Origin of the sequence: Streptomyces sp. NPDC000229, assembly GCF_040300825.1 — a bacterium.
Taxonomy (GTDB): Bacteria; Actinomycetota; Actinomycetes; order Streptomycetales; family Streptomycetaceae; genus Streptomyces.
Window position 1 is genome coordinate 1 of record NZ_JBEPEL010000047.1, and the last position, 21,815, is coordinate 21,815.

Sequence of the window (21,815 nt, forward strand, 5' to 3'; positions counted from 1 at the left end):
CGACCGCGGTTTCCGGTGTCAGGTGGTACCGGTCACCCTCCATGGGGACGTAGCGGGGCTCGCCGCCCCGGGCGCCGCGCAGCTGGACGTCCGTCATGCGGCGGCCCAGCGCCACGCCCGCCGCCCAGGCGGCCGGGTCGGCGGGCAGCGGGACGGCGCACCCGGCGGGGGAGGGGCGCGCGGCCGCCACCGCCCAGGCCAGCAGGTCCTCGGGGGCGACCCCGGTGCCGTACCGCGTGCTCAGCAGCTCCCCCAGCCCGGGCGTGACGTTCGGCTCCCGCCCGCCGGGGCGCCGGTACAGCGGCCGGATGCGGCCCGGGCGGCCCGCGGGGGAGCGGCCGTCCGGCAGCGCGGCCGTCACCAGCAGGGCCGGGCCCGGCGCCCCGGGAACGTACCCCTGCTCGACGGCGAACACCTGCCGCTCGCCGTCCGCCACGCGCCACAGTTCCGGGCGGGCCACGTCCAGCAGCCGGTGGTCGGGCAGCAGCCACTGCTCGTCGAACGGTCCGTGGGCCAGCCGCACCGGCTCCGGGCACGGCCCGGCCTCCCGGGCGAACCGGGCCGTCCCCGTCCGCTGCCCCGGCAGCGCGGCGACCGAAGTCGCGAGCGTCCGCGCCCGGCTGGGCCGGAACAGGGCCTCCCGCTCGTCGCCGCCGGACCGTACCAGCGCGTCCCAGCGGGCCCTCAGCGTGCGCACGTCCGGAGCCACGACCCAGGAACGCCCCAGTCGCAGCGGCGCCACGGACCAGGGCATCAGGTCGTCGAGGAGGGGCACATCATCCGTCACGGCCCGCATCGTAGTGACCGCGTTCAGTCCGCCTCCACCGTGACGGTGAAGGAGAACCGGTCGCCCCGGTAGCGGATGCGCGCCACGTCGACCACCCGGCCGTCCTCGCCGTACGTCACACCCGTGTAGTGCAGGATCGGCGACAGCAGCGGGACCTGGAGCAGCTCGGCCGTCTCGGGGTCCGCGAGCCGCGCCTCCACGGTGTCGGTGATCCGGCTGATCCGCACCCCGACCGCGTCCCGCAGCACCTTCGTCATCGGCCACCTCTCGAGGTCGGCCAGGTCGATCCCGGCCGCGATCTCCGGGCGGACCGCGTTCTCCGCCCAGTTCGTCGGCTCCCCGCTCTCGCCGTCGCAGCGCAGCCGCCGGTAGGTGACCACTTCCGCGAGGTCCGGGAAGTGCTCGGCGAGTTCACCGGGGACCTTGTCCTCGCCGTGACCGAGAATCGTCGTCCGCTCACCCGACTGCTGGGCCACGATCGCGTCGATCGAGCCCAGCAGCCGGCGCGGCGCGCTGCGCCGGGCGCCCGGCTCGATGAAGGTGCCGCGCCGCCGGTGCCGGCTGATCAGCCCTTCCGCCTCCAGCTCCTTGAGCGCCTGGCGCATGGTCAGCACGCTGACCCCGTAGTGCGCGGCCAGCTGTTCCTCGGTGGGCAGGCGCAGGGAGGCGTCCGGCGCGCGCCCGAGTATGGAGGCGCGCAGGGACTGCGAGACCTGGTACCACAGCGGGAGCTTGCGGTTCAGGACCAGCGAGTCGGGGGCGAAGGCGGTCACGTGTACTCCGTACTACGGCCGAAAGTGGCGCTCAAGACCCTGCCACACGTCGTCGTACCCGCGCTGCAGGTGGTCGGCGTTCGCGGCCTGGGCGGTGGCCGTGACGGGCCAGCGGGTCTCGAACATGAAGGCCAGACCGTCGTCGATCTTCTGCGGCTTCAGCTCCGCCGCGCTCGCCTTGTCGAACGTCTCCCGGTCGGGGCCGTGCGCCGACATCATGTTGTGCAGCGAGCCGCCGCCGGGGACGAACCCTTCGGCCTTGGCGTCGTACGCGCCCTCGATCAGGCCCATGTACTCGCTCATCACATTGCGGTGGAAGTACGGGGGGCGGAAGGTGTCCTCACCGACCAGCCAGCGCGGCGCGAAGACCACGAAGTCGACGCCCGCGAGGCCGGGGGTGTCGGACGGCGAGGTGAGCACGGTGAAGATCGACGGGTCGGGGTGGTCGTAGGAGATCGTCCCGATGACGTTGAAGGTGCGCAGGTCGTAGACGTACGGGACGTGGTTGCCGTGCCAGGCGACGACGTCGAGGGGGGAGTGGTCGTACGTCGCGGTCCACAGGTTGCCGCAGAACTTGTTCACCACCTCGACCTCGCCCTCGACGTCCTCGTACGCGGCGAGGGGCGCGCGGAAGTCGCGGGCGTTGGCCAGCCCGTTGGCGCCGATCGGGCCGAGGTCGGGGAGCTGGAACGGCTGCCCGTAGTTCTCGCAGACGTACCCGCGGGCGGTCTCGTCGAGGAGCTCGACGCGGAAGCGCACCCCGCGCGGGATCAGCGCCACGTCACCGGGGCGGGCGGCGAGGATGCCCAGCTCGGTGCGGAGCAGCAGTCCGCCGCGCTCGGGGACGATCAGCAGCTCACCGTCGGCGTCGCTGAAGACCCGGTCCATGGGCGCGTTGGCGTGGTACAGGTGCACCGCCATGCCGGTGCGCTGGGTGGCGTCGCCGTTGCCGCCGAGGGTCCACAGGCCGGCGAGCCAGTCCGTGCCGGGCGCCGGGTCCGGGAGCGGGTTCCAGCGCAGCCGGTTGGGGTCGGGGACGGTCTCGGTGAAGGGCGCGGTGCGGAGGGCGCCATTGCCGGTGCGCGTGAAGGGCGGGTGCGCGGCCGAGGGGCGGATCCGGTAGAGCCACGAGCGGCGGTTGTGGGCGCGCGGCTCGGTGAACGCGGAGCCGCTCAGCTGCTCGGCGTAGAGGCCCAGCGGTGCGCGCTGGGGGGAGTTCCGGCCGAGCGGCAGGGCGCCGGGCAGGGCCTCGGAGCTGTGCTCATTGCCGAAGCCGGAGGAGTACTCCAGCGCCTCGGCGATCTTCAGTGCCTGTTCCCGCCGCTGTTCGGTGCCGTCGTTCGTCATCGCCCGCTCCTGCCCGCTCGACCTGTCCTGTCACGGAATCCTATGTAAGACCGTAGGATTCCGTGCGGCCCGCGTCAACGGGGGCGGGTCTTGGACGATTCCCGGTGGGCCCGGGTTCCGGCGTCCCCGGGCGGCATCATGGAGCCGTGCCCCCGCCACCTCCGCTCCGCCGTACACCGGTGCAGCAGCGCAGCGCCGAGCGCCTGGCCAGGATCCTCGACGCCTGCGCACAGCTCCTCGACGAGGCCGGCTACGAGGAGCTGAGCACCCGTGACGTCGCCGTGCGCGCCGGCGTGCCGATCGGATCGGTGTACCGCTTCTTCTCCGACAAGCGCGCCATGGCCGCCGCCCTCGCCCATCGCAACCTCGACCGTTACGCCGAGCGCGTGGCGGCCCGGCTGGCCGAGCGCGACCAGGACCGCGGGGTCGGTGTCGTGGTCGACGTCATGCTCGACGAGTACCTCGCGATGAAGCGCGCCGTCCCCGGCTTCGCGCTGGTCGACTTCGGGGTGCCGGCAACCGTGGAGAGACCGGGCGACGACCCCAACCACCTCGTCGCCGACCGGCTCTGCGGCCTGCTCGCCGCCCACCTCGGCCGCACCGCCGACGACGTACTCCGGCGCAAGGTGCTCGTGGCCGTCGAAGCCGCCGACGCGCTGCTCCGGCTCGCCTTCCGCGCCGGGCCGCCCGGCGACCCGCAGCTGGTCGCCGAGACCCGCTTGCTGCTCCACGCCTACCTCTCACCCGTCCTCGCGGGCTGAACCGTCGCCAGCATGCCTACCGGTCGGTATGCTCGGCGGGGTCTGCGCGTCATCGTCAACGCCGCCGCCCCGGGAGGCCCCCATGCCCACCGCCCTGCGTATCTGCCCGCTCTGCGAAGCCACCTGCGGGCTCACGCTCACCATCGACGGCACGCGCGTCACCGGCGCGCGCGGTGACCGGGACGACGTCTTCAGCCAGGGGTTCATATGCCCCAAGGGCGCGTCGTTCGGCGAGCTCGACGCCGACCCCGACAGGCTCAGGGCCCCGCTCGTACGAGGCGAGGACGGCGCTCTCCGGGACGCTTCCTGGGAGGAGGCCTTCGACCTGGTCGCGCGCCGGCTGCCGCCGCTCGTCGAGCGGCACGGCGCCGACGCCGTCGGGGTCGTCCTCGGCAACCCCAACGTCCACACCATGGCCGGGGCCCTCTACCCGCCGGTCCTCCTCGGCGCCCTGCGCACCCGCAACCTGTTCACCGCGTCCACGCTCGACCAGATGCCCAAGCACGTCTCCAGCGGGCTGATGTTCGGTGACCCGTTCGCCATCCCCGTCCCGGACCTGGACCGCACCGCCCACCTGCTGGTCATCGGCGCCAACCCGCTGGAGTCCAACGGCAGTCTGTGCACCGCCCCGGACTTCCCCGGCAAGCTCAAGGCGCTGCGCAAACGCGGCGGCACCCTCACCGTCGTCGACCCGCGCCGCACCCGCACCGCGCGCCTCGCCGACCGGCACGTCGCCATCCGCCCCGGCACCGACGCGCTCCTGCTCGCCGCCCTCGTCCACGTGCTGTACGAGGAGGACCTCACCGACCTCGGGGCGCTCACCGGCCACGTCCAGGGGGTCGAGGAAGTCACGGACGCGGTACGGGAGTTCACGCCCGAGGCGGTCGCCGGCGCGTGCGACGTGGACGCCGCCACCATCCGGGCGCTCGCCCGTGAGCTGGCGGCGGCGCCGGCGGCGGCCGTGTACGGGCGGATCGGCGGCAGCACCGTCGCGTACGGCACCCTCACCAACTGGCTCGTCGACGTCCTGAACGTCCTCACCGGCAATCTCGACCGGCCCGGCGGCGCCCTGTTCCCGCTCTCCGCCACCGCTCCCGCGCCCCGCCCGGCGGGCCCCGGCAAGGGCTTCGCGCTGGGCCGCTGGGCGAGCCGGGTGTCCGGGCACCCCGAGGCGAAGGGCGAACTGCCCATGGCCGCCCTGGCGGAGGAGATCGAGACCCCCGGCGAGGGCCGGATCCGCGCGCTCGTCGCCATCGCCGCCAACCCGGTCCTGTCCGCCCCCGACGGCGACCGCCTCGACCGCGCCCTCGGCGGACTGGACTTCATGGTGAGCGTCGACCCGTACCTCAACGAGACCTCGCGCCACGCCGATGTGATCCTCCCTCCGCCGCCACCGTCCCAGAGCGCCCACTTCGACTTCGCGTTCAACGGCTTCGCCGTCCGCAACCAGGCCCGCTACACACCCGCGCCCGTCCCCCTGGAGCCGGGCCGCATGGACGAGTGCGAGATCCACGCCCGGCTGATCCTCGCGGCTACGGGCATGCACGGCGCCGAGCCCCGGGCCGTCGACGACATGGTCATCGCCCGCACCCTCGCCAAGGCCGTCACCGAGCCCCACTCGCCCGCCCACGGCCGGGACCCCGAGGAGTACGCGGCCGGGCTCACCGGCGGCACCGGCGCCGAGCGACGCCTGGACCTGATGCTGCGCCTCGGCCCGTACGACCTGACCCTGGACCGGCTGCGCGAGCACCCCCACGGCATCGACCTCGGCCCCCTCGAGCCCCGTATCCCGTCGCTGCTCAAGACCCGCAGCGGCCGTGTCGAGCTCCTGCCGGACCCGGTCGCCGCCGACCTGCCCCGGCTGCGCGCCGCCCTCACCGCCGGGAACGACGCCCTGGTCCTCGTCGGCCGCCGCCACCTCCGCTCCAACAACAGCTGGATGCACAACGTCCCCACGCTCAACAGCGGCACCAACACCTGCACCCTCCAGGTCCACCCCGACGACGCGGCCCGCCTCGGCCTCGCCGACGGCGCGCCCGCCCGGGTCAAGGCCGAGGGCGGCGAGCTCCAGGTCCCGGTGGAGGTCACCGACACCGTACGGAGAGGCGTGGTGAGCCTCCCGCACGGCTGGGGGCACGACCGGCCCGGGACGCGCATGGCCGTCGCCGCGGCGCGCCCCGGGGTGAACGTCAACCAGCTCCTCGACGGGACCCGGCTCGACCCCCTGTCCGGCACCGCCGTGCTCAACGGCTTCCCCGTCCATGTATCGCCAGCGCTATGACCTGGGGTTTTGCTCGTATTGCTCACACGTCAACATCTTGTTAAGGGCTCAACGAGGCACCTAACGTCATCCGGACCGCCGCCCCCCGGTGGAGTTCAAGGGTGAACGTTAGGTGTCCTCCATGCTGACAGTCCTCGGCTTCGCCATGATCGCGACCTTCCTGGTCCTGATCATGATGAAGAAGATGTCGCCGATCGCGGCGCTCGTCCTCATCCCCGCCCTCTTCTGCGTCCTCGTCGGACAGGGCGCACAGCTCGGCGACTACGTCCTCGAAGGCGTCGGCAACCTGGCGCCCACCGCCGCGATGCTGATGTTCGCCATCGTCTACTTCGGCGTGATGATCGACGTCGGCCTCTTCGACCCGATCGTCCGGGGCATCCTGCGCTTCTGCAAGGCCGACCCGATGCGGGTCGTCGTCGGTACGGCGGTGCTCGCCGCGATCGTCTCGCTGGACGGCGACGGCTCGACCACCTTCATGATCACCGTCTCGGCGATGTATCCGCTCTACAAGCGCCTGAAGATGAGCCTGGTCGTGATGACCGGCGTCGCGGCCACCGCCAACGGCGTCATGAACACCCTGCCCTGGGGCGGCCCCACCGCCCGCGCGGCCACCGCGCTCAAGCTGGACGCCGGTGACATCTTCGTACCGATGATCCCGGCCCTCGGCGTCGGACTGCTCTTCGTCCTCGCCCTCGCGTACGTGCTGGGGCGGCGGGAGCGCAAGCGCCTCGGCCACCTCACCCTGGACGAGGTCCTGGAGCCGCGGACCGAGACGGTACTGGTCACGGCCGGCGCGGGCGGCGGCGAGGACCGGCCCAGGGCCACGGGTGGCGGCGTCGGCGTCGGACCGGAGACCGACGAGGGGTTCCAGGGGCTCGACCCGAACCGCCCCACCCTCCGCCCCAAGCTGTACTGGTTCAACGCGTCCCTCACCGTGGCCCTGCTCACCGCCATGATCATGGAGGTGCTGCCCATCCCGGTGCTCTTCCTGATCGGCGCGGCCCTCGCCCTCACGGTCAACTTCCCTCACATGCCCGACCAGAAGGCCCGGATCGCCGCCCACGCCGACAACGTCCTCAATGTCGCGGGGATGGTCTTCGCCGCCGCCGTCTTCACCGGCGTCCTCACCGGCACCGGCATGGTCAAGCACATGGCGGACTGGCTCGTCGGCGCCGTCCCCGACGCCATGGGCCCCCACATGGCGCTCGTCACCGGACTGCTGAGCCTGCCGCTGACGTACTTCATGTCGAACGACGGCTTCTACTTCGGCGTCCTGCCCGTCCTCGCCGAGGCCGGTGCCGCGCACGGCGTCTCGCCGCTGGAGATCGCCCGCGCCTCGCTGGTGGGCCAGGCCCTGCACATGTCGAGCCCGCTCGTGCCCGCCGTGTACGTCCTGGTCGGCATGGCCAGGGTCGAGTTCGGCGACCACACCCGGTTCACCGTGAAGTGGGCGGCGCTCACCTCGCTGGTGGTGCTCGGAGCCGGAATACTCTTCGGCATCATCTGATGGAGCGCCGGTACTGGCTGCTGCGCCTCGTCATCGCCTTCGCCTTCGTGCAGGGGGCGGTGTCGATGGCGCGGCCCGCCGTTTCGTACCGCGCACTCTCGCTGGGCGCCGACGAGCGCGCGATCGGTGTCATCGCGGGCGGGTACGCGCTGCTGCCGCTGTTCGCCGCCGTGCCGCTGGGGCGCAGGACCGACCGGGGGCGGTGCGCGCCCCTGCTGCCGGTCGGTGTCGTGCTGATCGCGGGCGGGTGCGCGCTGAGCGGGACGGCGGGTTCGCCGGTGTGGATGGCGGCGTGGAGCGGGGTCATGGGGCTCGGTCACCTGTGCTTCGTGATCGGCGCCCAGTCGCTGGTGGCCCGCCGGTCCGCCCCGGCCGAACAGGACCGCGACTTCGGCCACTTCACCATCGGCGCCTCGGTGGGGCAGCTCGCCGGACCGGCCGGGGCGGGGCTCCTCATCGGCGACGACATGGGCCGCAGCAGCGCCCTCGCGCTGGTCGTCTCGGCCGCCGTCGCCGCCGTGTCCCTCACATCCCTGTGGCGCGTCGAGGACCGGGACGCGAGCCCCCGGCACGCGCGCGTGGAGCGGGAAAAGGCGCGGGATAAGGAGCCCGACAAAGTCCCCGTCCACCGCATCCTCCGCACGCGCGGGGTGCCGGCCGGCATCTTCATCAGCCTCGCCGTGCTCTCCGCGACCGACATCCTCACCGCCTACCTGCCGGTCATCGGCGAGCACCGCTCCCTCGCCCCCGCCACCGTCGGCCTGCTGCTGAGCCTGCGCGCCGCCGCCACCATCGCATGCCGACTGGTCATGACCCCGATGATCCGGCTGCTGGGCCGTACGGCATTGCTCAGCGTGACGTGTCTGCTCGCCAGCTTGCTGTGCGCGGGCATCGCGCTGCCCGTCCCGGTGTGGGCGCTCGCCGTGATGCTGGCCCTGCTCGGCTTCTGCCTCGGGGCCGGCCAGCCGCTGTCGATGACCACCGTGGTCCAGGCGGCTCCCCAGGAGGCCCGCTCCACGGCCCTCGCGCTGCGCCTGACGGGCAACCGGCTCGGCCAGGTCGCGGCACCCGCGTCCGCCGGGCTGATCGCCGGACTCGCCGGGACGGCCGCCCCGTTCGTGATGCTGGGCGCCCTGCTGCTCGCGGCGGCGGGCCTGGGGGCACGGGCGGGGCGGGGGCCGGGCGAGGCCGCCGCGGGGGTGTGACCGAGGTACGCCCCAAAGGGGCAACGGGATCTTGAAGCCCTGAGCGCCCGTCGCCCGTCCCATTCGGCTCAGTGTCGTTGGCGGTGATGTTGAGCGTTGTCCGGGGCCTGGGGTGGGTTCACACTGCTCAAGCGCCTGCGCTCCGGGTCACGGAAGAACGCCACCTACGCCGCCTTCCGCGAGGTCGGCCGCGTGATCCGCACCGTGCAGCTGCTGCGCTACCTCTCCGAGGCGCCGCTGCGCCGACGGGTGACTGCGGCGACCAACAAGGTCGAGTCGTTCAACCGGTTCTCCCAGTGGATCGACTTCGGCAACCGTGGCGTCATCGCCGACAACGGCCCCATCGAGCAGGAGAAGGCGATGAAGTTCAACGCGCTGCTCACGAACGTGGTGATCTTCCACAACGCCCTGGACATCGCGGAGATCGTGCGGCAGCTGCTGGAGGAGGGATGGGAGATCGACCCGGAAGCCCTGGCGCACATCTCGCCGTACCTGACCGAACACATCAACCGGTTCGGCGAGTACAACACCCACGAACTCGGCATCCAGCCCGAGGCCTACGACCCGAAACCCGACGTCGACTTCACCCCGCTGCGCGAGCAGGACCTGACCCCCGCCGGCCTCGGCCAGGCCGCCTGAACCGTGAGGTGAACCAGCTGGTGACGCCCTTCACGGGAGCGCGCCGGTATACCTCAGAATCCTGCTGCGAGGGTCAGCCTCCACCACCGTGGCCTGGGCAGGTGATCCGACAGCGCTGCCGTGGGGACGGGGTTTGTGACGGAGCTCGTGAGCCCTCGCCGTATGTCAGCGGGATACCCGCGCTGATCTGCCAGCGGCAGAACACCAGCCGGACCGGGCTCGACGATCACTACAGTCCAGTTCATGACGACGATTACGACGCGTACGGTCGAGTATCCGGCCGACGGGTTGACGATGATCGGGCACCTCGCGCTCCCGGCCGGTGTCGACCGCCGGCCCGCGGTGCTGCTCGGACCAGAGGGCATGGGGCTCAGCGACGTCGAGCGCCGCCGGGCCGATGCTCTCGCCGAACTGGGATATATAGCGCTGGCCTTCGACCTTCACGGCGGGCGCTATTTGGGCGACCCCGAGGAGATGCTGGCCCGTTGCCTGCCGCTGCTCGCTGATCCCGACCGGATGCGGGACATCGGCCATGCGGCGCTCGACGTGGTGCGCACCGAACCGCGGACGGACCCCGACCGGATCGCCGCCGTCGGCTACGGCACCGGGGGCGCCGTCGGGCTGGAACTCGGGCGCGGCGGCGTCAGCCTGCGCGCGATCGGGACAGTCAACGCAACTACCACGGGCCGACCGGGCGAGGCGGCGCGCATTCGCTGCCCGGTGTGGGCCGGGGTCGGGTCGGAAGACCCGATCATGCCGCCCGCGCAACGGGACGCGTTCACCGCTGAGATGCAGGCTGCGGGCGTCGACTGGCGCCTCGCGGTCTACGGCGGCGCCTTGCACGCCTTCCACCACCCGCCGGTCGGCCACCCTGTGGTCCCCGGCGTCGGCTACCACCCACGGCACGCGCAGCGAGCCTGGCGCGACGTCGTCGACCTGCTCGCCGAGTGCCTGCCCGTGACGGAGGATCTGGGGCATGACCCAGGTAAGCGTGCTGGCGCCGGGCGCTGACAGTCCCCTCCCCTCAAGTCCGCACAGCAGAACCATATTCGGGCGGATGCTCGATCGCGGAAACGCGTTCACAACTGCCGCAGTAAATGCCGGATTTACCGCGACAGGGCCCGTGCTTCGCCGCACGTAACTCCGAGCGGATCAGGGCTTCACGATCATCCCGTTGCCCCTTTGGCGCGTATCTCGGCCACACCCCCCGCGGGGACGGTGAGCCGCGGGGCACGTCAGCGGGCGTGACCCCGGCGGCCGAGCAGCGTCCGGCAGTGGCCGATCAGCCCCTCCAGGGCCACTTCGAAGGCCGCCTCGGCCCGCCCCGCCCCCACTGCCTTCAGGGCACGGGCGAGCCGCGGAGTGCTGGTCTCCTCGGTCAGCTCCCACATGGTCTCGGGCGCGGCCAGGTCCAGCGCGGAGCCCAGGACCAGGTTCTCCAGGCCGGTGAGCACCGGCATCACGTCCGCCACGTCGAACCCGGCGTCCAGCAGCACGCCCACCGCCCGCTCGTACTGCTCCAGCACCTTCGGTGCCCGCACCGGTGACGTGGTCAGCAGCGGGATCACGCGCGGGTGGGCGGCGAAGGCGGCACGGTACGACCGGGCCCAGGCGGCCAGCGCCGCGTCCCAGGGCTCCATGTCCAGGGTGGCCGACTCGATGGCCTCACAGATCCGCTCCCGCATCAGCTCGACGATGCCGTCCCGGCCGTCCACATGGTGGTACACCGAGCCCGTCTGCGTACCGAGCCGTCTGGCGATCTGCGGCACGCTGAACTCGCCCTGCTCGTCGACCAGTTCCAGCGCGGTCGTGGTGATGCGAGCGCGGTCGAGCAGTGGTGTGCGCGGCCGTCCCATGGCGCAAGCTCCTGTCGTCAGCCCTTCCCGGATCCCCTGACGGAGGCTACATTGCCGAAACCGAAAGCCTTTAGGTTTTCGCCCGGGTTCCCGTTCCGTTTCCGTTCCCCCCGGCTCGCAGCCCCGCCATCCGTACGCAGAAGGGCTCACCCACACCCATGTCCGTGACCTCCAAGGCGTCCCCGGAGAGAGCCGAACGGCAGCCCGCCGGGGCCCGGCTCCGCACCGGCACCCTCGGCACCGCCGACATCACCTTCTTCGTGGTCTCCGCCGCCGCCCCGCTCACCGTGATGGCGGGCGTCGCGCCCATCGCCATCGTGCTGGGCGGCATCGGAGCCCCGGCCGCCTACCTGATCGCAGGCATCACCCTCACGGTCTTCACCGTGGGGTTCACCACCATGAGCCGTCACATCCGCAGCGGCGGCGCCTTCTACGCCTACATCACCCAGGGCCTCGGCAAACCGGTCGGCATCGGCGCGGCGCTCCTCGCCGTGGTGGGCTACAACGGCATGGAGATCGGGGTGTACGGGCTGCTCGGCTCCGCCACCGCCGACACCGCCCACGCCCTGTGGGGCGTCGACATCCCCTGGCTGCCCATCGCGCTCGTCGGGCTGGTCCTCATCTGGTACGGCGGTTACCGGTCCGTCGACTTCGGCGCCAAGGTCCTCGGCGTCCTCCTCGTCGCCGAGACCGGGATACTCGTCCTCCTCGCGGGCGGCGTGCTCGTCGAAGGCGGCGCCGACGGCCTGTCCCTCGCCTCGCTCGCCCCGGACAACGTCCTCGTCCCCGGCACCGCCGCCGTCCTCGCCTTCGCGTTCATCGCCTTCACCGGCTTCGAATCCACGGTGATCTACCGCCGCGAGGCCCGCGACCCGTCCCGTACCGTCCCCCGCGCCACCTATGCCGCCGTCTGCTTCCTCGGCGTGTTCTACGCGTTCATCGTCTGGGCCGTGATCCAGGCCTTCGGCGACGCGCAGGTCGTCAAGGCGGCGGCCGACGACCCCGGCGGCCTGTTCTTCGCCGCCATCACCACCTATGTGGGCGCCTGGGCCGCCGGCCTGATGCACGTCCTCATCGTCACCAGCATCCTGGCCTCGCTGCTGGCCTTCCACAACGCCATCAACCGCTACGGCCTCGCCCTCGCCGAGGAGGGCGTCCTGCCGCCGTCCCTCGCCAAGGTGCACCCCCGGCACCGCTCCCCGTACGTCGCCGGAATCGCCCAGACCGTGCTCGGCCTGGTCGTCGTGCTGGCCTTCGCCCTCGCCGGGGCCGACCCGTACACACAGCTCCTGCTCTGGGTGAACACCCCCGGCGGCATCGGGCTGATGGTGCTCCAACTGCTCGCCGCGATCGCCATCCCCTGCTACTTCCGCCGGGTCCCGCACAACGAGGGAGCCGTCCGCACGATCGTCGCGCCCGTGACCGCCGCCGTGCTCCTCACGGGCGCGATCGGGCTGGTCGTCTCGAAGATCGACCTCTTCACCGGCGCCTCGGCCACCGTCAACACCGTCCTGGTCGCCCTCGTCCCCGGGGTCTTCCTCCTCGGCCTGCTGCTCGCCCGCCGGCTCCGCCGCAGGCGGCCCGAGGTGTACGCCCGGTTCGCCGAAGAGCCGGCCCCATGACACGAAGGCCCGCCGAACGACCCGAACCAGCCGCATGACACCAACGCCCGCCGAACGACCCGAACCAGCCACACGACCCGAACAAGGAGTACGTCCGTGCCCGCAGCCGACCTCGTCCTCACCGGCGCCAAGGTCCGCACCCTCGACCCCGCCCGGCCGCACGCCACCGCCGTCGCCGTACGCGACGGGCTGATCGCCGCCGTGGGTGACGCCTCCGACGCGCGCGACTGGGCGGGCCCCGGCACCGAGACCGTCGACCTCGCCGGGGCCGCCCTCACCCCCGGCCTCACCGACTCCCACAGCCATCCCGTGTGGGGCCTCGACATGGCGACCGGGCTCGACCTGTCCACGGTCACCGACGTCGAGGGGCTGCGGACGACGCTCGGGAACGCCGAGCGCACCGGGGGCTGGGTCGTCGCGTACGGCCTCGACCACAACACCTTCGGCGGCCGCCCCGTCGACCGGGCTCTCATCGAGGACGTCGTGCCGGACGTCCCCGTCCTCATCCGCCTGTACGACGGTCACTCCGCGCTCGTCAACGAGGCCGCCCTGAAGGCCGCCGGGATCGACGGGCCGCGCACCTTCGCCCAGCGCTCGGAGATCGTGTGCGACGCGGACGGGCGGCCCACCGGCCATCTGGTCGAGCACGCGGCCATGGCCCTGGTCACGGGCGTGGTGCCCGCACCGTCCTACGAGGAGCGGCGTGCCCGGCTCGTCGAGCTGCTGTCCGCCATGGCCGCCACCGGACTGACCGCCGCGCACGTCATGGACCTCGGCGACGGCGACGTACCGGACCTGCTGGCGGCCGTCGAGGAGACGGAGGACCTGCCGCTGCGGTTGAGGCTCGCGCCCTGGTGCATGCCGGGCGCCGGCCCGGAGGCGCTGGACGAACTGATCGCCCTCCAACGGCTGCGTGGCCGGAACTGGCTGGTCGGCGGGGTGAAGTTCTTCATGGACGGCACCGTCGAGGGCGGCACCGCGTGGCTGGAGCACGCCGACTGCCACGGTCAGGGCACGGAGGCGTTCTGGCCGGACCCGGCCGAGTACAGCGCCGCCGTGCGCCGGCTCCATGCGGCGGGGGTGCGCACCGCCACCCACGCGATCGGCGACGCCGCCGTGCGGCACGTCCTCGACACCGTCGCGTCCCTGGGGGAGAGCGGGCGGCTCGCGCACCGCATCGAACACATCGAGACTCTCCCCGCCCACCAGATCGCCCGCTTCGCCGAGCTGGGCGTCATCGCCTCCATGCAGCCGCCGCACACCGCGTACACCCGTGCCGACCGCACCGACGAGTGGTCCAGGCGGCTCGGCGAGGAGCGGGCCGCGCGCGCCTGGCGGTGCCGGGACCTGCGGGACGCCGGGGCGTACGTGGCGCTCGGCTCCGACTGGCCGATCGCCCACTACGACGCCCGGCAGGTCCTCGCCACGGCCCGTGCCCCGCGCGGCGCGGCGGCGGCCGGGCGGGGCCTGACCGGCCTGATGGCCCTGGAGGGGTGCACGACCCACGCGGCGGTCGCGGCGGGTGAGCAGGCCGTGGCGGGGCGGATCGCGCCGGGGCTGCGCGCCGACCTCACGGCGTTCGCGGTGGATCCGGTCGACGCGCCGGTCGACGAGGTCGTGGACGCCCCGATCCGGTTGACCGTCTCCGCGGGCCGGGTGACGCACCGGGCGCCCTGAGGGCGGCCGGCACTCGGATCCGGCCGAATCCGGTGTTTCGGCCGGGCCGCGCGGCGGCGGACTGCCAGAGTGATCGGCGCTCACGCACCCCCACGGAAAGGGCTGTGCCGCCATGCCGATCCTCACCACCACCCGCACCCGTCTGGCCGCCACCACGGCGACCGTCCTGCTCGCCGCCGGTGCCCCCGCCGCGTACGCGACCCTCGGGGACCCGACCGCGCCCGCGGCCGCCACCACCACCGCCCGGGGCGCGGCGTACCTGGAGACCCGGCTGTTCTTCGGGACCGAGCGGCCCGACGGGGGGCCGGACGTGACGGACGCGCAGTTCATGGCGTTCGTCGACCGGGAGGTGACGCCCGCCTTCCCGGAGGGGCTGACCGTGCAGGACGGCCGCGGGCAGTGGCGGGACGCGAACGGCAGGATCGAGCGGGAGCGTTCGTACGAACTGATCCTGCTGTACCCGGCGTCGGAGGCGAAGGCCCGCGATCCGCGGATCGAGCGGATCCGCAGCGCCTACGAGCGCGCATTCGGCCAGGAGTCGGTGGCCCGCCTCGACGAACGGACCACGGCCGACTTCTGATGTGATGTGCTCGGTCCCGAAGCCCCTGGCGCCAGAAAACTACCACCGCTAGTTTGGGGGCCGGACGACCACGGAGAACCGGCCCGAAGGAGAAGCGGATGAAGGCGCACGACGGGATGTACATAGACGGCGCGTGGCGGCCCGCCGCCGGCACCGACACCATCGCGGTGGTGAACCCCGCGGACGAGCAGGTCATCGCCCATGTCCCGGCCGGCACCGCCGAGGACGTGGACGCGGCGGTCCGGGCCGCCCGCGCGGCCTTCCCGGCGTGGGCCGCCACCCCGCCCGCCGAGCGGGCCGCACGGCTCGCCGCCCTGCGCGACGCGCTCGCCGCGCGCCAGGAGGAGATCGCCGAGACGGTGACGGCGGAGCTCGGCGCGCCGCGGCAGCTCGCCCAGCAGGTGCACGCCGGTCTGCCGGTCCTGATCGCCGGCACCTACGCGGAGATGACCGCCTCGTACCCGTTCGAGGAGAAGGTCGGCAACTCCACGGTCCTGCTCGAACCGGTCGGCGTGGTGGCCGCGATCACGCCCTGGAACTACCCGCTGCACCAGGTCGTCGCCAAGGTGGCGCCCGCCCTCGCCGCCGGCTGCACCGTCGTCCTCAAGCCCGCCGAGGACACCCCGCTGACCGCCCAGCTCTTCGCCGAGGCCGTGGACCGGGCCGGTCTGCCCGCCGGCGTCTTCAACCTCGTCACCGGCCTCGGGCCGGTCGCCGGCCAGGCGCTGGCCGAGCACGAGGGGGTGGACCTGGTGTCCTTCACCGGCTCCACCGCCGTCGGCAAGCGGATCGGCGCGCTCGCGGGCGGGGCGGTCAAGCGCGTCGCCCTGGAGCTCGGCGGCAAGTCCGCCAACGTCATCCTGCCCTCCGCCGACCTGGCCAAGGCGGTCCAGGTGGGTCTCGCCAACGCGCTGTCCAACTCCGGCCAGCGGTGCAGCGCCCTGACCCGGGTGCTGGTGCACAAGGACCAGTACGAGGAGGCCGTGGCGATCGCCGCCGAGGCCGTCGCCAAGTACACCCCGGGCGACCGGATCGGCCCCATGGTCAACGCCAAGCAGCGGGAGCGCGTGCGCGGGTACATCGAGAAGGGCATCGAGGAGGGCGCCCGGCTCGTCACCGGCGGCACCAGGGCTCCGCTCGAACGGGGCTACTACGTCAGCCCGACGGTCTTCGCGGACGTCACCCCCGAGATGACCATCGCCCAGGAGGAGATCTTCGGCCCGGTCGTCGCGTTCCTCAAGTACGAGGACGAGGACGACGCCCTGCGCATCGCCAACGGCACGGCGTACGGCCTCGCCGGCGCCGTGTGGGCCGGCGACGAGGCCGAAGCCGTCGCCTTCGCGCGACGCATGGAGGCGGGGCAGGTCGACATCAACGGCGGCAGGTTCAACCCGCTGGCCCCCTTCGGCGGTTACAAGGAATCGGGCGTCGGCCGCGAGCTCGGCGCGCACGGTCTCGCCGAGTACCTCCAGACCAAGTCCCTCCAGTTCTGAGCCGGTCGACGAACCGGGAGAGAGAGAAACGATCGTGGTCCGCGCCGCCGTCCTGCCCGCCATAGGTGCTCCTCTGGAGATCACCGGTATCGAGCTCCCGGAGCCCGGCCCCGGCCAGGTGAGGGTCCGCCTCGCCGCCGCCGGTGTCTGCCACTCCGATCTGTCCCTGTCCAACGGCACCATGCGGGTGCCCGTCCCCGCCGTCCTCGGCCACGAGGGCGCGGGAACCGTGCTCGCCGTCGGCGAGGGCGTCACCCATGTCGCGCCCGGCGACGGCGTGGTCCTCAACTGGGCGCCGTCCTGCGGCTCCTGCCACCCCTGCACGCTCGGCGAGGTGTGGCTGTGCGCCGACGCCCTCACCGGCGCGGGCACCGTCTACGCCGTCACCGAGGACGGCACGGAACTCCACCCGGGCCTGAACGTGGCCGCGTTCGCCGAGGAGACCGTCGTCGCCGCCAACTGCGTGCTGCCGGCCCCCGACGGGGTACCGCTCACCGACGCCGCCCTGCTGGGCTGCGCCGCCCTCACCGGGTACGGGGCGATCCACCACTCCGCGCGGGTGCGCGAGGGCGAGTCGGTCGTCGTCTTCGGCGTCGGCGGGGTGGGCCTCGCCACCCTCCAGGCGGCCCGGATCGCGGGTGCGGGGACGATCATCGCCGTCGACGTGTCGCCCGCGAAGGAGGACCTCGCCCGGCAGGCCGGTGCCACCGAGTACCTCGTCGCCTCCGACACCACCGCCAAGGACGTCCGGAAGCTCACCGGCGGCCACGGCGCCGACGTCGCCGTCGAGTGCGTCGGCCGCGCCGCCACCATCCGGACCGCCTGGGACTCCACCCGGCGCGGCGGCCGCACCACGGTCGTCGGCATCGGCGGCAAGGACCAGCAGGTGGCGTTCAACGCCCTGGAGATCTTCCACTGGGGCCGCACGCTCTCCGGCTGTGTGTACGGCAACTCCAACCCCGCCGAGGACCTGCCCGTCCTCGCCGCCCACATCCGGGCCGGACGGCTCGACCTGGGCGCGCTCGTCACCGAGCGGATCGCGCTGGAGGGCATCCCGGCGGCGTTCGACAACATGATCGCGGGCAAGGGCGGGCGGGCGCTGGTCGTCTTCTAGGCCTTCCCGCCCGCCTTCCCGCCTGCCCGGTTGAACACCCCGGCCGCACCACGCGGCCGGGGTGTTCGTGCTGCGGAAGCCCGGCCGAGGCCTGCGGGGAGGCGGGCGGGTGCCCGTGGCCGCGCGTCGAAACTGTGACCGTACGAGCCGTTGACCGCCATACCAGCCGGTCGGTACGGTCCCCGTCAACTCAAGGCGCCGCCCCCCGTTCCCCGCACCCCCGGAGTGTGCTCCGCATGGACACGGCACCCCCTCCCGCCTCGCCCACCACCGCTCCCAGCAGCCGCAACCGGCGCAGGGTGGCCACCGCGGCCGCGCTCGCCTCCGCCGTCGAGTGGTACGACTACTTCGTCTTCGGTATCGCCGCCGCCCTCGTACTCGGCGATCTCTACTTCCCGTCCGGCAGCGCGTCCGCGGGAGTCCTCGCCGCCTTCGCGACGTTCGCCGTCGGGTTCCTCGCCCGGCCCGTCGGCGGTGTCATCGCGGGACACTTCGGTGACAAGCGGGGCCGCAAGCCCATGCTGGTCCTCGCGCTCACCCTGATGGGCCTGGCCACCGCCGGCATCGGCCTGCTCCCCACGTACGAGACGATCGGCATCGCCGCTCCGGTGCTGCTCGTCGTGTTCCGCGTCCTCCAGGGCATCGCCGTCGGCGCCCAGTGGGGCGGCGCGATGCTCATGGCGACCGAGTACGCCCCCGAGGGCAAGCGGGGCCTGTACGGCAGCCTCGTCCAGCTCGGTGTCCCGATCGGTGTGGTGACCGCCAACACCGTGTTCCTGGTCGCCGGGGCGTTCACCAGCGACGCGGCGTTCGCCTCCTGGGGATGGCGGGTGCCGTTCTTCGTCGGCTTCCTGGTCCTCGCCCTCGCCTGGTACATCCACGCGCGGGTAGAGGAGACGCCGGCCTTCAAGGAAGCCGAACGTGCCCTGGCGGAACAGGAGAAGAGCGCCGCGCGCTCACCGCTGCGGACCATTCTGCGCAGCCATCTCGGCACGGTCTTCCTCGCCGGCGGTTCCTTCGCCGTCAACACCGCGACGTTCTACATCATCATCACCGGGGTGCTGGACTACTCGACCCGCTCGCTGGGCATGGAGCGCGGCGCGGTCCTCACCGTGTCCCTCGGCGTCAGCCTCACCCAACTGGTGCTGATACCCGCCGCGGCGGCCCTCTCCGACCGCATCGGACGCCTGCGCATCTACACGCTGGGCGCGATCGGCCTGCTGGTGTGGGCGGTCCCGATGTTCCTGCTCATCGACACGAAGTCGCTGCTGTGGCTGGCCGTGGGCACGTTCGTCACCAGTTGCTTCCTCAGCATCATGTACGGGCCGCAGGCGGCGCTGTTCGCCGAGCTGTTCACGGCGGAGATGCGCTACACCGGGGCCTCGCTCGGCTACCAGATCGCCGCGGTGTTCGGCGGCGGCCTGGCGCCGTTCGTGATGGTGCTGCTGCTGGAGGCGACCGGCACCTCGATGGCCGTCTCCGGCTACATCATGGGCCTCGCCGTCATCGCCCTGATCTCCATCAAGATCCTCGCTTCGCGGGCTTCACGGGCCGCCTCCCACTGACGGCGGCGCCCTCCGCGCTCCCGGCCGCGGCATCCCCCTTCCGCGACCGGGAGCGCGACCGCCTCCGGCGCGTACCGGCACAGCGCCGCGCCGGTGGCCCCGGCGAGGTGCGGCGTCCGCTCCGTCCAGTGGCGGCACCCGCGCGCCACCGGCCGCCGCCCCTTCACCTCCAGCCGGATGCCCGAGGCCCCGAACCGGCCCACCCCGTGGTCGGTGAGCGCGAACCCGGTGTCCTGGCGCAGCAGTCCGCGCACGGTCAGCGCCTCCGCGATCGCGACCCCGAGCCTCCCGGCGAGGTGGTCGTAGCGGGTCCGGCCCCGCGCCATGGCGCCGCGCACACCCGCCCCGCGCGGCGACCGGGGCGCCTCGCCCTCCGGGCCCGACCGGGCCGCCAGGCCCTCCACCGGCTGCGCGATCCGCCCGTCGGCCAGCCGCACGTACCGGCGCCGCCCCTGCCGCTCCTCGGTCAGCACGCCACCGGCGACGAGCCGCCCCAGGTGCTCAGTCGCCGTGGACGGCGCCACGCGCGCGTGCTCCGAGTTCGCCCGCCGTCCACGCCCGCCCGTCGAGCAGGGCGAGGCGGAAGGCGGCGAGGGTCTCGGCGCGGTCTTATCGGCGGACCGTGCGAGCGAAGGCGGCGAGGGTCTTGGCGGTCGTGCCGCTCGGGATGGCGCCCCTACGCTTCGGCCGGCGCCGAACCCTCCCGGTTCCGTGCCCCGTCGTACTGGACCGCCAGCCCGTCCAGCAGGGCCCGCAGGCCCGTCTCGAAGGCGCCCTCGTCGACCTGTTCCTGGTGCTCGGCGAGCAGGTGGGCCTGGCCCAGGTGGGGATAGTCGGCGGGGTCGTACGCCGTCTCGTCGTCGACGAAGCCGCGCGCGAAGGAGCCGAGCGCCGAGCCGGTGATGAAGTACCGCATCAGGGCGCCGATGTGGGTGGCCTGGGCCGGCGGCCAGCCCGCGCGGACCATGGCGCCGAAGACCGCGTCGGCGACGCGGAGGCCGGCCGGGCGGCGGCCGGGGCCGCGGGCGAGGACGGGGACGATGTTGGGGTGGTCGGTGAGGGCGGCGCGGTAGGAGACGGCCCAGTCGTGCAGGGCCGTGCGCCAGTCACGGCCGTCGTCCTCGTCGAACATCGACAGGTCGACCTTCGCGCTCACCGCGTCCGCGACCGCCTCCAGGATCTCGTCCTTCGTCCGGAAGTGGTTGTAGAGCGACGGCCCGCTGACGCCCAGTTCGGCGGCGAGGCGCCGGGTCGAGACGGCGTCCAGTCCCTCCGCGTCCACGAGGGCACCGGCCGTGGCGACGATGCGGTCTCGGCTGAGGAGGGGCTTGCGCGGTCGGGCCATGCGGCACATAGTAGGCCTGACCAAAGAAACTAGCACTGATAGTTAAAGTGGGGTGGGTCCGCGCATGAACCTGGAGCTGAGCGAGGAACAGGCGGCCGTCCGGCAGCTCGCCGAGGACTTCGTCCAGCGCGAGATCGCCCCGCACGCCGTCGAGTGGGACCGCGCCGAGAACGTGGACAAGTCGATCGTCAAGAAGCTCGGCGCGCTCGGCTTTCTCGGCCTCACCGTCCCCGAGGAGTACGGCGGCTCGGGCGGCGACCACCTGGCGTACTGCCTGGTCACCGAGGAGCTGGGGCGCGGTGACTCGTCCGTGCGCGGCATCGTGTCCGTCTCGCTGGGCCTGGTCGCCAAGACCGTCGCGGCCTGGGGCGACGAGGAGCAGAAGCGCCACTGGCTGCCCCGGCTGACCGCCGGGGACGCGCTGGGCTGCTTCGGCCTCACCGAGCCCGGCACCGGTTCCGACGCCGGGAACCTCACCACCCGCGCCGTGCGCGACGGCGGCGACTACGTCATCAACGGCACCAAGATGTTCATCACCAACGGCACCTGGGCCGATGTGGTGCTCCTCTTCGCCCGCACCAACGACCGCCCGGGCCACCGGGGCGTCTCCGCCTTCCTCGTCCCCACCGACACGCCCGGCCTCACCCGCCGCACCATCCACGGCAAGCTCGGCCTGCGCGGCCAGGCCACCGCCGAACTGGTCCTCGAGGACGTCCGGGTGCCCGCCTCGGCGCTGATGGGCCCCGAGGGCAAGGGCTTCTCCATCGCCATGTCCGCCCTCGCCAAGGGCCGGATGTCGGTCGCCGCCGGCTGCGTCGGCATCGCCCAGGCCGCACTCGACGCGGCCGTGCGGTACGCGGGGGAGCGCGAGCAGTTCGGCAAGCCGATCGCCTCGTACCAGCTCGTCCAGGAACTGATCAGCGACATCTCCGTCGACGTGGACGCGGCGCGGCTGCTGACCTGGCGGGTCGCCGATCTCGTCGACCGGGGCGAGGAGTTCGCCACGGCCGCCTCCAAGGCCAAGCTCTTCGCCTCCGAAGCCGCCGTGCGCTCCGCCAACAACGCCCTCCAGGTCTTCGGCGGTTACGGCTACATCGACGAGTACCCGGTCGGCAAACTGCTGCGCGACGCGCGCGTGATGACGCTCTACGAAGGCACCAGCCAGATCCAGAAGCTCATCATCGGCCGCGCCCTGACGGGGGTCTCCGCCTTCTGAGTACGACCATGAGTACGAGGGCGGATGTGGGCCCCGTCACAGCAGCG

General features: G+C 72.8%; 18 protein-coding genes and 1 pseudogene. 13 read left to right on the top strand and 6 right to left on the bottom strand.

Annotated features, from left to right (window positions below; translation table 11 throughout):
* The 3 genes from ABT360_RS21980 to hmgA all read right to left on the bottom strand — a co-directional run.
* Positions 1 to 796: type ISP restriction/modification enzyme (locus ABT360_RS21980; protein WP_351819002.1), on the bottom strand; the 796-nt coding region annotated here is incomplete at its 3' end.
* A 14-nt stretch (positions 797 to 810) separates the two neighbouring features.
* The gene (locus ABT360_RS21985; RefSeq protein WP_351819005.1) at positions 811 to 1,560 is read right to left on the bottom strand and encodes a GntR family transcriptional regulator; all 750 of its coding nucleotides are present in this window, start codon (positions 1,558 to 1,560) and stop codon (positions 811 to 813) included.
* Positions 1,561 to 1,572: 12 nt separating this feature from the next.
* Positions 1,573 to 2,907, bottom strand: coding sequence for a homogentisate 1,2-dioxygenase (hmgA, locus tag ABT360_RS21990; RefSeq protein WP_351819007.1), 1,335 nt, complete (start codon positions 2,905 to 2,907; stop codon positions 1,573 to 1,575).
* A 146-nt stretch (positions 2,908 to 3,053) separates the two neighbouring features.
* On the opposite strand from hmgA, the gene ABT360_RS21995 reads away from it, so the two are divergent.
* The 6 genes from ABT360_RS21995 to ABT360_RS22020 all read left to right on the top strand — a co-directional run bounded on the left by ABT360_RS21995 (position 3,054) and on the right by ABT360_RS22020 (position 10,311).
* On the top strand, positions 3,054 to 3,668 hold the full coding sequence (locus ABT360_RS21995; protein WP_351819010.1) for a TetR/AcrR family transcriptional regulator: 615 nt from the start codon (positions 3,054 to 3,056) through the stop codon (positions 3,666 to 3,668).
* A gap of 82 nt (positions 3,669 to 3,750) precedes the next feature.
* Entirely contained in the window at positions 3,751 to 5,949 is a 2,199-nt protein-coding gene (locus ABT360_RS22000) for a molybdopterin oxidoreductase family protein (RefSeq protein ID WP_351819013.1), read from the top strand.
* Positions 5,950 to 6,070: 121 nt separating this feature from the next.
* Positions 6,071 to 7,456 (top strand): CitMHS family transporter, encoded by a 1,386-nt coding sequence (locus ABT360_RS22005; protein WP_351819014.1) that lies wholly within the window; start codon positions 6,071 to 6,073, stop codon positions 7,454 to 7,456.
* Positions 7,456 to 8,661 carry an MFS transporter gene (locus tag ABT360_RS22010; RefSeq protein WP_351819016.1) on the top strand — a complete coding sequence of 402 codons (1,206 nt, stop codon included), beginning with the start codon at positions 7,456 to 7,458 and terminating at the stop codon, positions 8,659 to 8,661. Before ABT360_RS22005 ends, ABT360_RS22010 begins: the two co-directional genes overlap by 1 nt.
* Positions 8,662 to 8,757: 96 nt before the next feature.
* Positions 8,758 to 9,300: a Tn3 family transposase gene (locus ABT360_RS22015; RefSeq protein WP_351819019.1), complete on the top strand. Its 543-nt coding sequence runs from the start codon at positions 8,758 to 8,760 to the stop codon at positions 9,298 to 9,300.
* Between the two features lie 243 nt (positions 9,301 to 9,543).
* Positions 9,544 to 10,311, top strand: a complete 768-nt coding sequence (locus ABT360_RS22020) for a dienelactone hydrolase family protein (protein WP_351819021.1) — start codon at positions 9,544 to 9,546, stop codon at positions 10,309 to 10,311.
* A gap of 224 nt (positions 10,312 to 10,535) precedes the next feature.
* Here ABT360_RS22020 and ABT360_RS22025 read toward each other — a convergent pair whose 3' ends face one another.
* Positions 10,536 to 11,156, bottom strand: a complete 621-nt coding sequence (locus ABT360_RS22025) for a TetR/AcrR family transcriptional regulator (RefSeq protein WP_351819024.1) — start codon at positions 11,154 to 11,156, stop codon at positions 10,536 to 10,538.
* Between the two features lie 158 nt (positions 11,157 to 11,314).
* Here ABT360_RS22025 and ABT360_RS22030 point away from each other — a divergent pair, with 158 nt between their 5' ends.
* From ABT360_RS22030 to ABT360_RS22055, 6 genes are all read left to right on the top strand, one after another.
* Complete coding sequence (locus tag ABT360_RS22030) at positions 11,315 to 12,778, top strand: APC family permease (protein WP_351819027.1); 1,464 nt, start codon at positions 11,315 to 11,317, stop codon at positions 12,776 to 12,778.
* Between the two features lie 96 nt (positions 12,779 to 12,874).
* Complete coding sequence (locus ABT360_RS22035) at positions 12,875 to 14,455, top strand: amidohydrolase (RefSeq protein ID WP_351819030.1); 1,581 nt, start codon at positions 12,875 to 12,877, stop codon at positions 14,453 to 14,455.
* 112 nt (positions 14,456 to 14,567) lie between these two features.
* The gene (locus tag ABT360_RS22040; protein ID WP_351819033.1) at positions 14,568 to 15,035 is read left to right on the top strand and encodes a DUF3574 domain-containing protein; all 468 of its coding nucleotides are present in this window, start codon (positions 14,568 to 14,570) and stop codon (positions 15,033 to 15,035) included.
* A gap of 98 nt (positions 15,036 to 15,133) precedes the next feature.
* Entirely contained in the window at positions 15,134 to 16,528 is a 1,395-nt protein-coding gene (locus ABT360_RS22045) for an aldehyde dehydrogenase family protein (protein ID WP_351819036.1), read from the top strand.
* Between the two features lie 34 nt (positions 16,529 to 16,562).
* The gene (locus ABT360_RS22050) at positions 16,563 to 17,642 is read left to right on the top strand and encodes a zinc-binding dehydrogenase (protein ID WP_351819039.1); all 1,080 of its coding nucleotides are present in this window, start codon (positions 16,563 to 16,565) and stop codon (positions 17,640 to 17,642) included.
* A gap of 236 nt (positions 17,643 to 17,878) precedes the next feature.
* A complete protein-coding gene (locus ABT360_RS22055; RefSeq protein ID WP_351819042.1) occupies positions 17,879 to 19,207 on the top strand; it encodes an MFS transporter in 1,329 nt (442 codons plus the stop codon).
* On the opposite strand, the pseudogene ABT360_RS22060 reads toward ABT360_RS22055, so the two are convergent.
* Positions 19,126 to 19,807, bottom strand: a pseudogene (locus tag ABT360_RS22060) (ArsR/SmtB family transcription factor); the annotation flags it as partial. The gene ABT360_RS22055 and the pseudogene ABT360_RS22060 overlap by 82 nt on opposite strands.
* A gap of 76 nt (positions 19,808 to 19,883) precedes the next feature.
* Complete coding sequence (locus ABT360_RS22065) at positions 19,884 to 20,561, bottom strand: TetR/AcrR family transcriptional regulator (RefSeq protein ID WP_351819045.1); 678 nt, start codon at positions 20,559 to 20,561, stop codon at positions 19,884 to 19,886.
* A 55-nt stretch (positions 20,562 to 20,616) separates the two neighbouring features.
* Here ABT360_RS22065 and ABT360_RS22070 point away from each other — a divergent pair, with 55 nt between their 5' ends.
* Positions 20,617 to 21,768 carry an acyl-CoA dehydrogenase family protein gene (locus ABT360_RS22070; protein ID WP_351819047.1) on the top strand — a complete coding sequence of 384 codons (1,152 nt, stop codon included), beginning with the start codon at positions 20,617 to 20,619 and terminating at the stop codon, positions 21,766 to 21,768.
* The last annotated feature ends 47 nt before the right edge of the window (positions 21,769 to 21,815 follow it).

Excerpts from the sequence above, each read along its gene's own strand:
- hmgA (WP_351819007.1), bottom strand. The coding sequence starts at position 2,907 with ATGACGAACGACGGCACCGAACAGCGGCGGGAACAGGCACTGAAGATC.
- ABT360_RS22000 (WP_351819013.1), top strand. The coding sequence starts at position 3,751 with ATGCCCACCGCCCTGCGTATCTGCCCGCTCTGCGAAGCCACCTGCGGG.
- ABT360_RS22005 (WP_351819014.1), top strand. The coding sequence starts at position 6,071 with ATGCTGACAGTCCTCGGCTTCGCCATGATCGCGACCTTCCTGGTCCTG.
- ABT360_RS22010 (WP_351819016.1), top strand. The coding sequence starts at position 7,456 with ATGGAGCGCCGGTACTGGCTGCTGCGCCTCGTCATCGCCTTCGCCTTC.
- ABT360_RS22020 (WP_351819021.1), top strand. The coding sequence starts at position 9,544 with ATGACGACGATTACGACGCGTACGGTCGAGTATCCGGCCGACGGGTTG.
- ABT360_RS22025 (WP_351819024.1), bottom strand. The coding sequence starts at position 11,156 with ATGGGACGGCCGCGCACACCACTGCTCGACCGCGCTCGCATCACCACG.
- ABT360_RS22030 (WP_351819027.1), top strand. The coding sequence starts at position 11,315 with ATGTCCGTGACCTCCAAGGCGTCCCCGGAGAGAGCCGAACGGCAGCCC.
- ABT360_RS22040 (WP_351819033.1), top strand. The coding sequence starts at position 14,568 with ATGCCGATCCTCACCACCACCCGCACCCGTCTGGCCGCCACCACGGCG.
- ABT360_RS22045 (WP_351819036.1), top strand. The coding sequence starts at position 15,134 with ATGAAGGCGCACGACGGGATGTACATAGACGGCGCGTGGCGGCCCGCC.
- ABT360_RS22055 (WP_351819042.1), top strand. The coding sequence starts at position 17,879 with ATGGACACGGCACCCCCTCCCGCCTCGCCCACCACCGCTCCCAGCAGC.
- ABT360_RS22065 (WP_351819045.1), bottom strand. The coding sequence starts at position 20,561 with ATGTGCCGCATGGCCCGACCGCGCAAGCCCCTCCTCAGCCGAGACCGC.
- ABT360_RS22070 (WP_351819047.1), top strand. The coding sequence starts at position 20,617 with ATGAACCTGGAGCTGAGCGAGGAACAGGCGGCCGTCCGGCAGCTCGCC.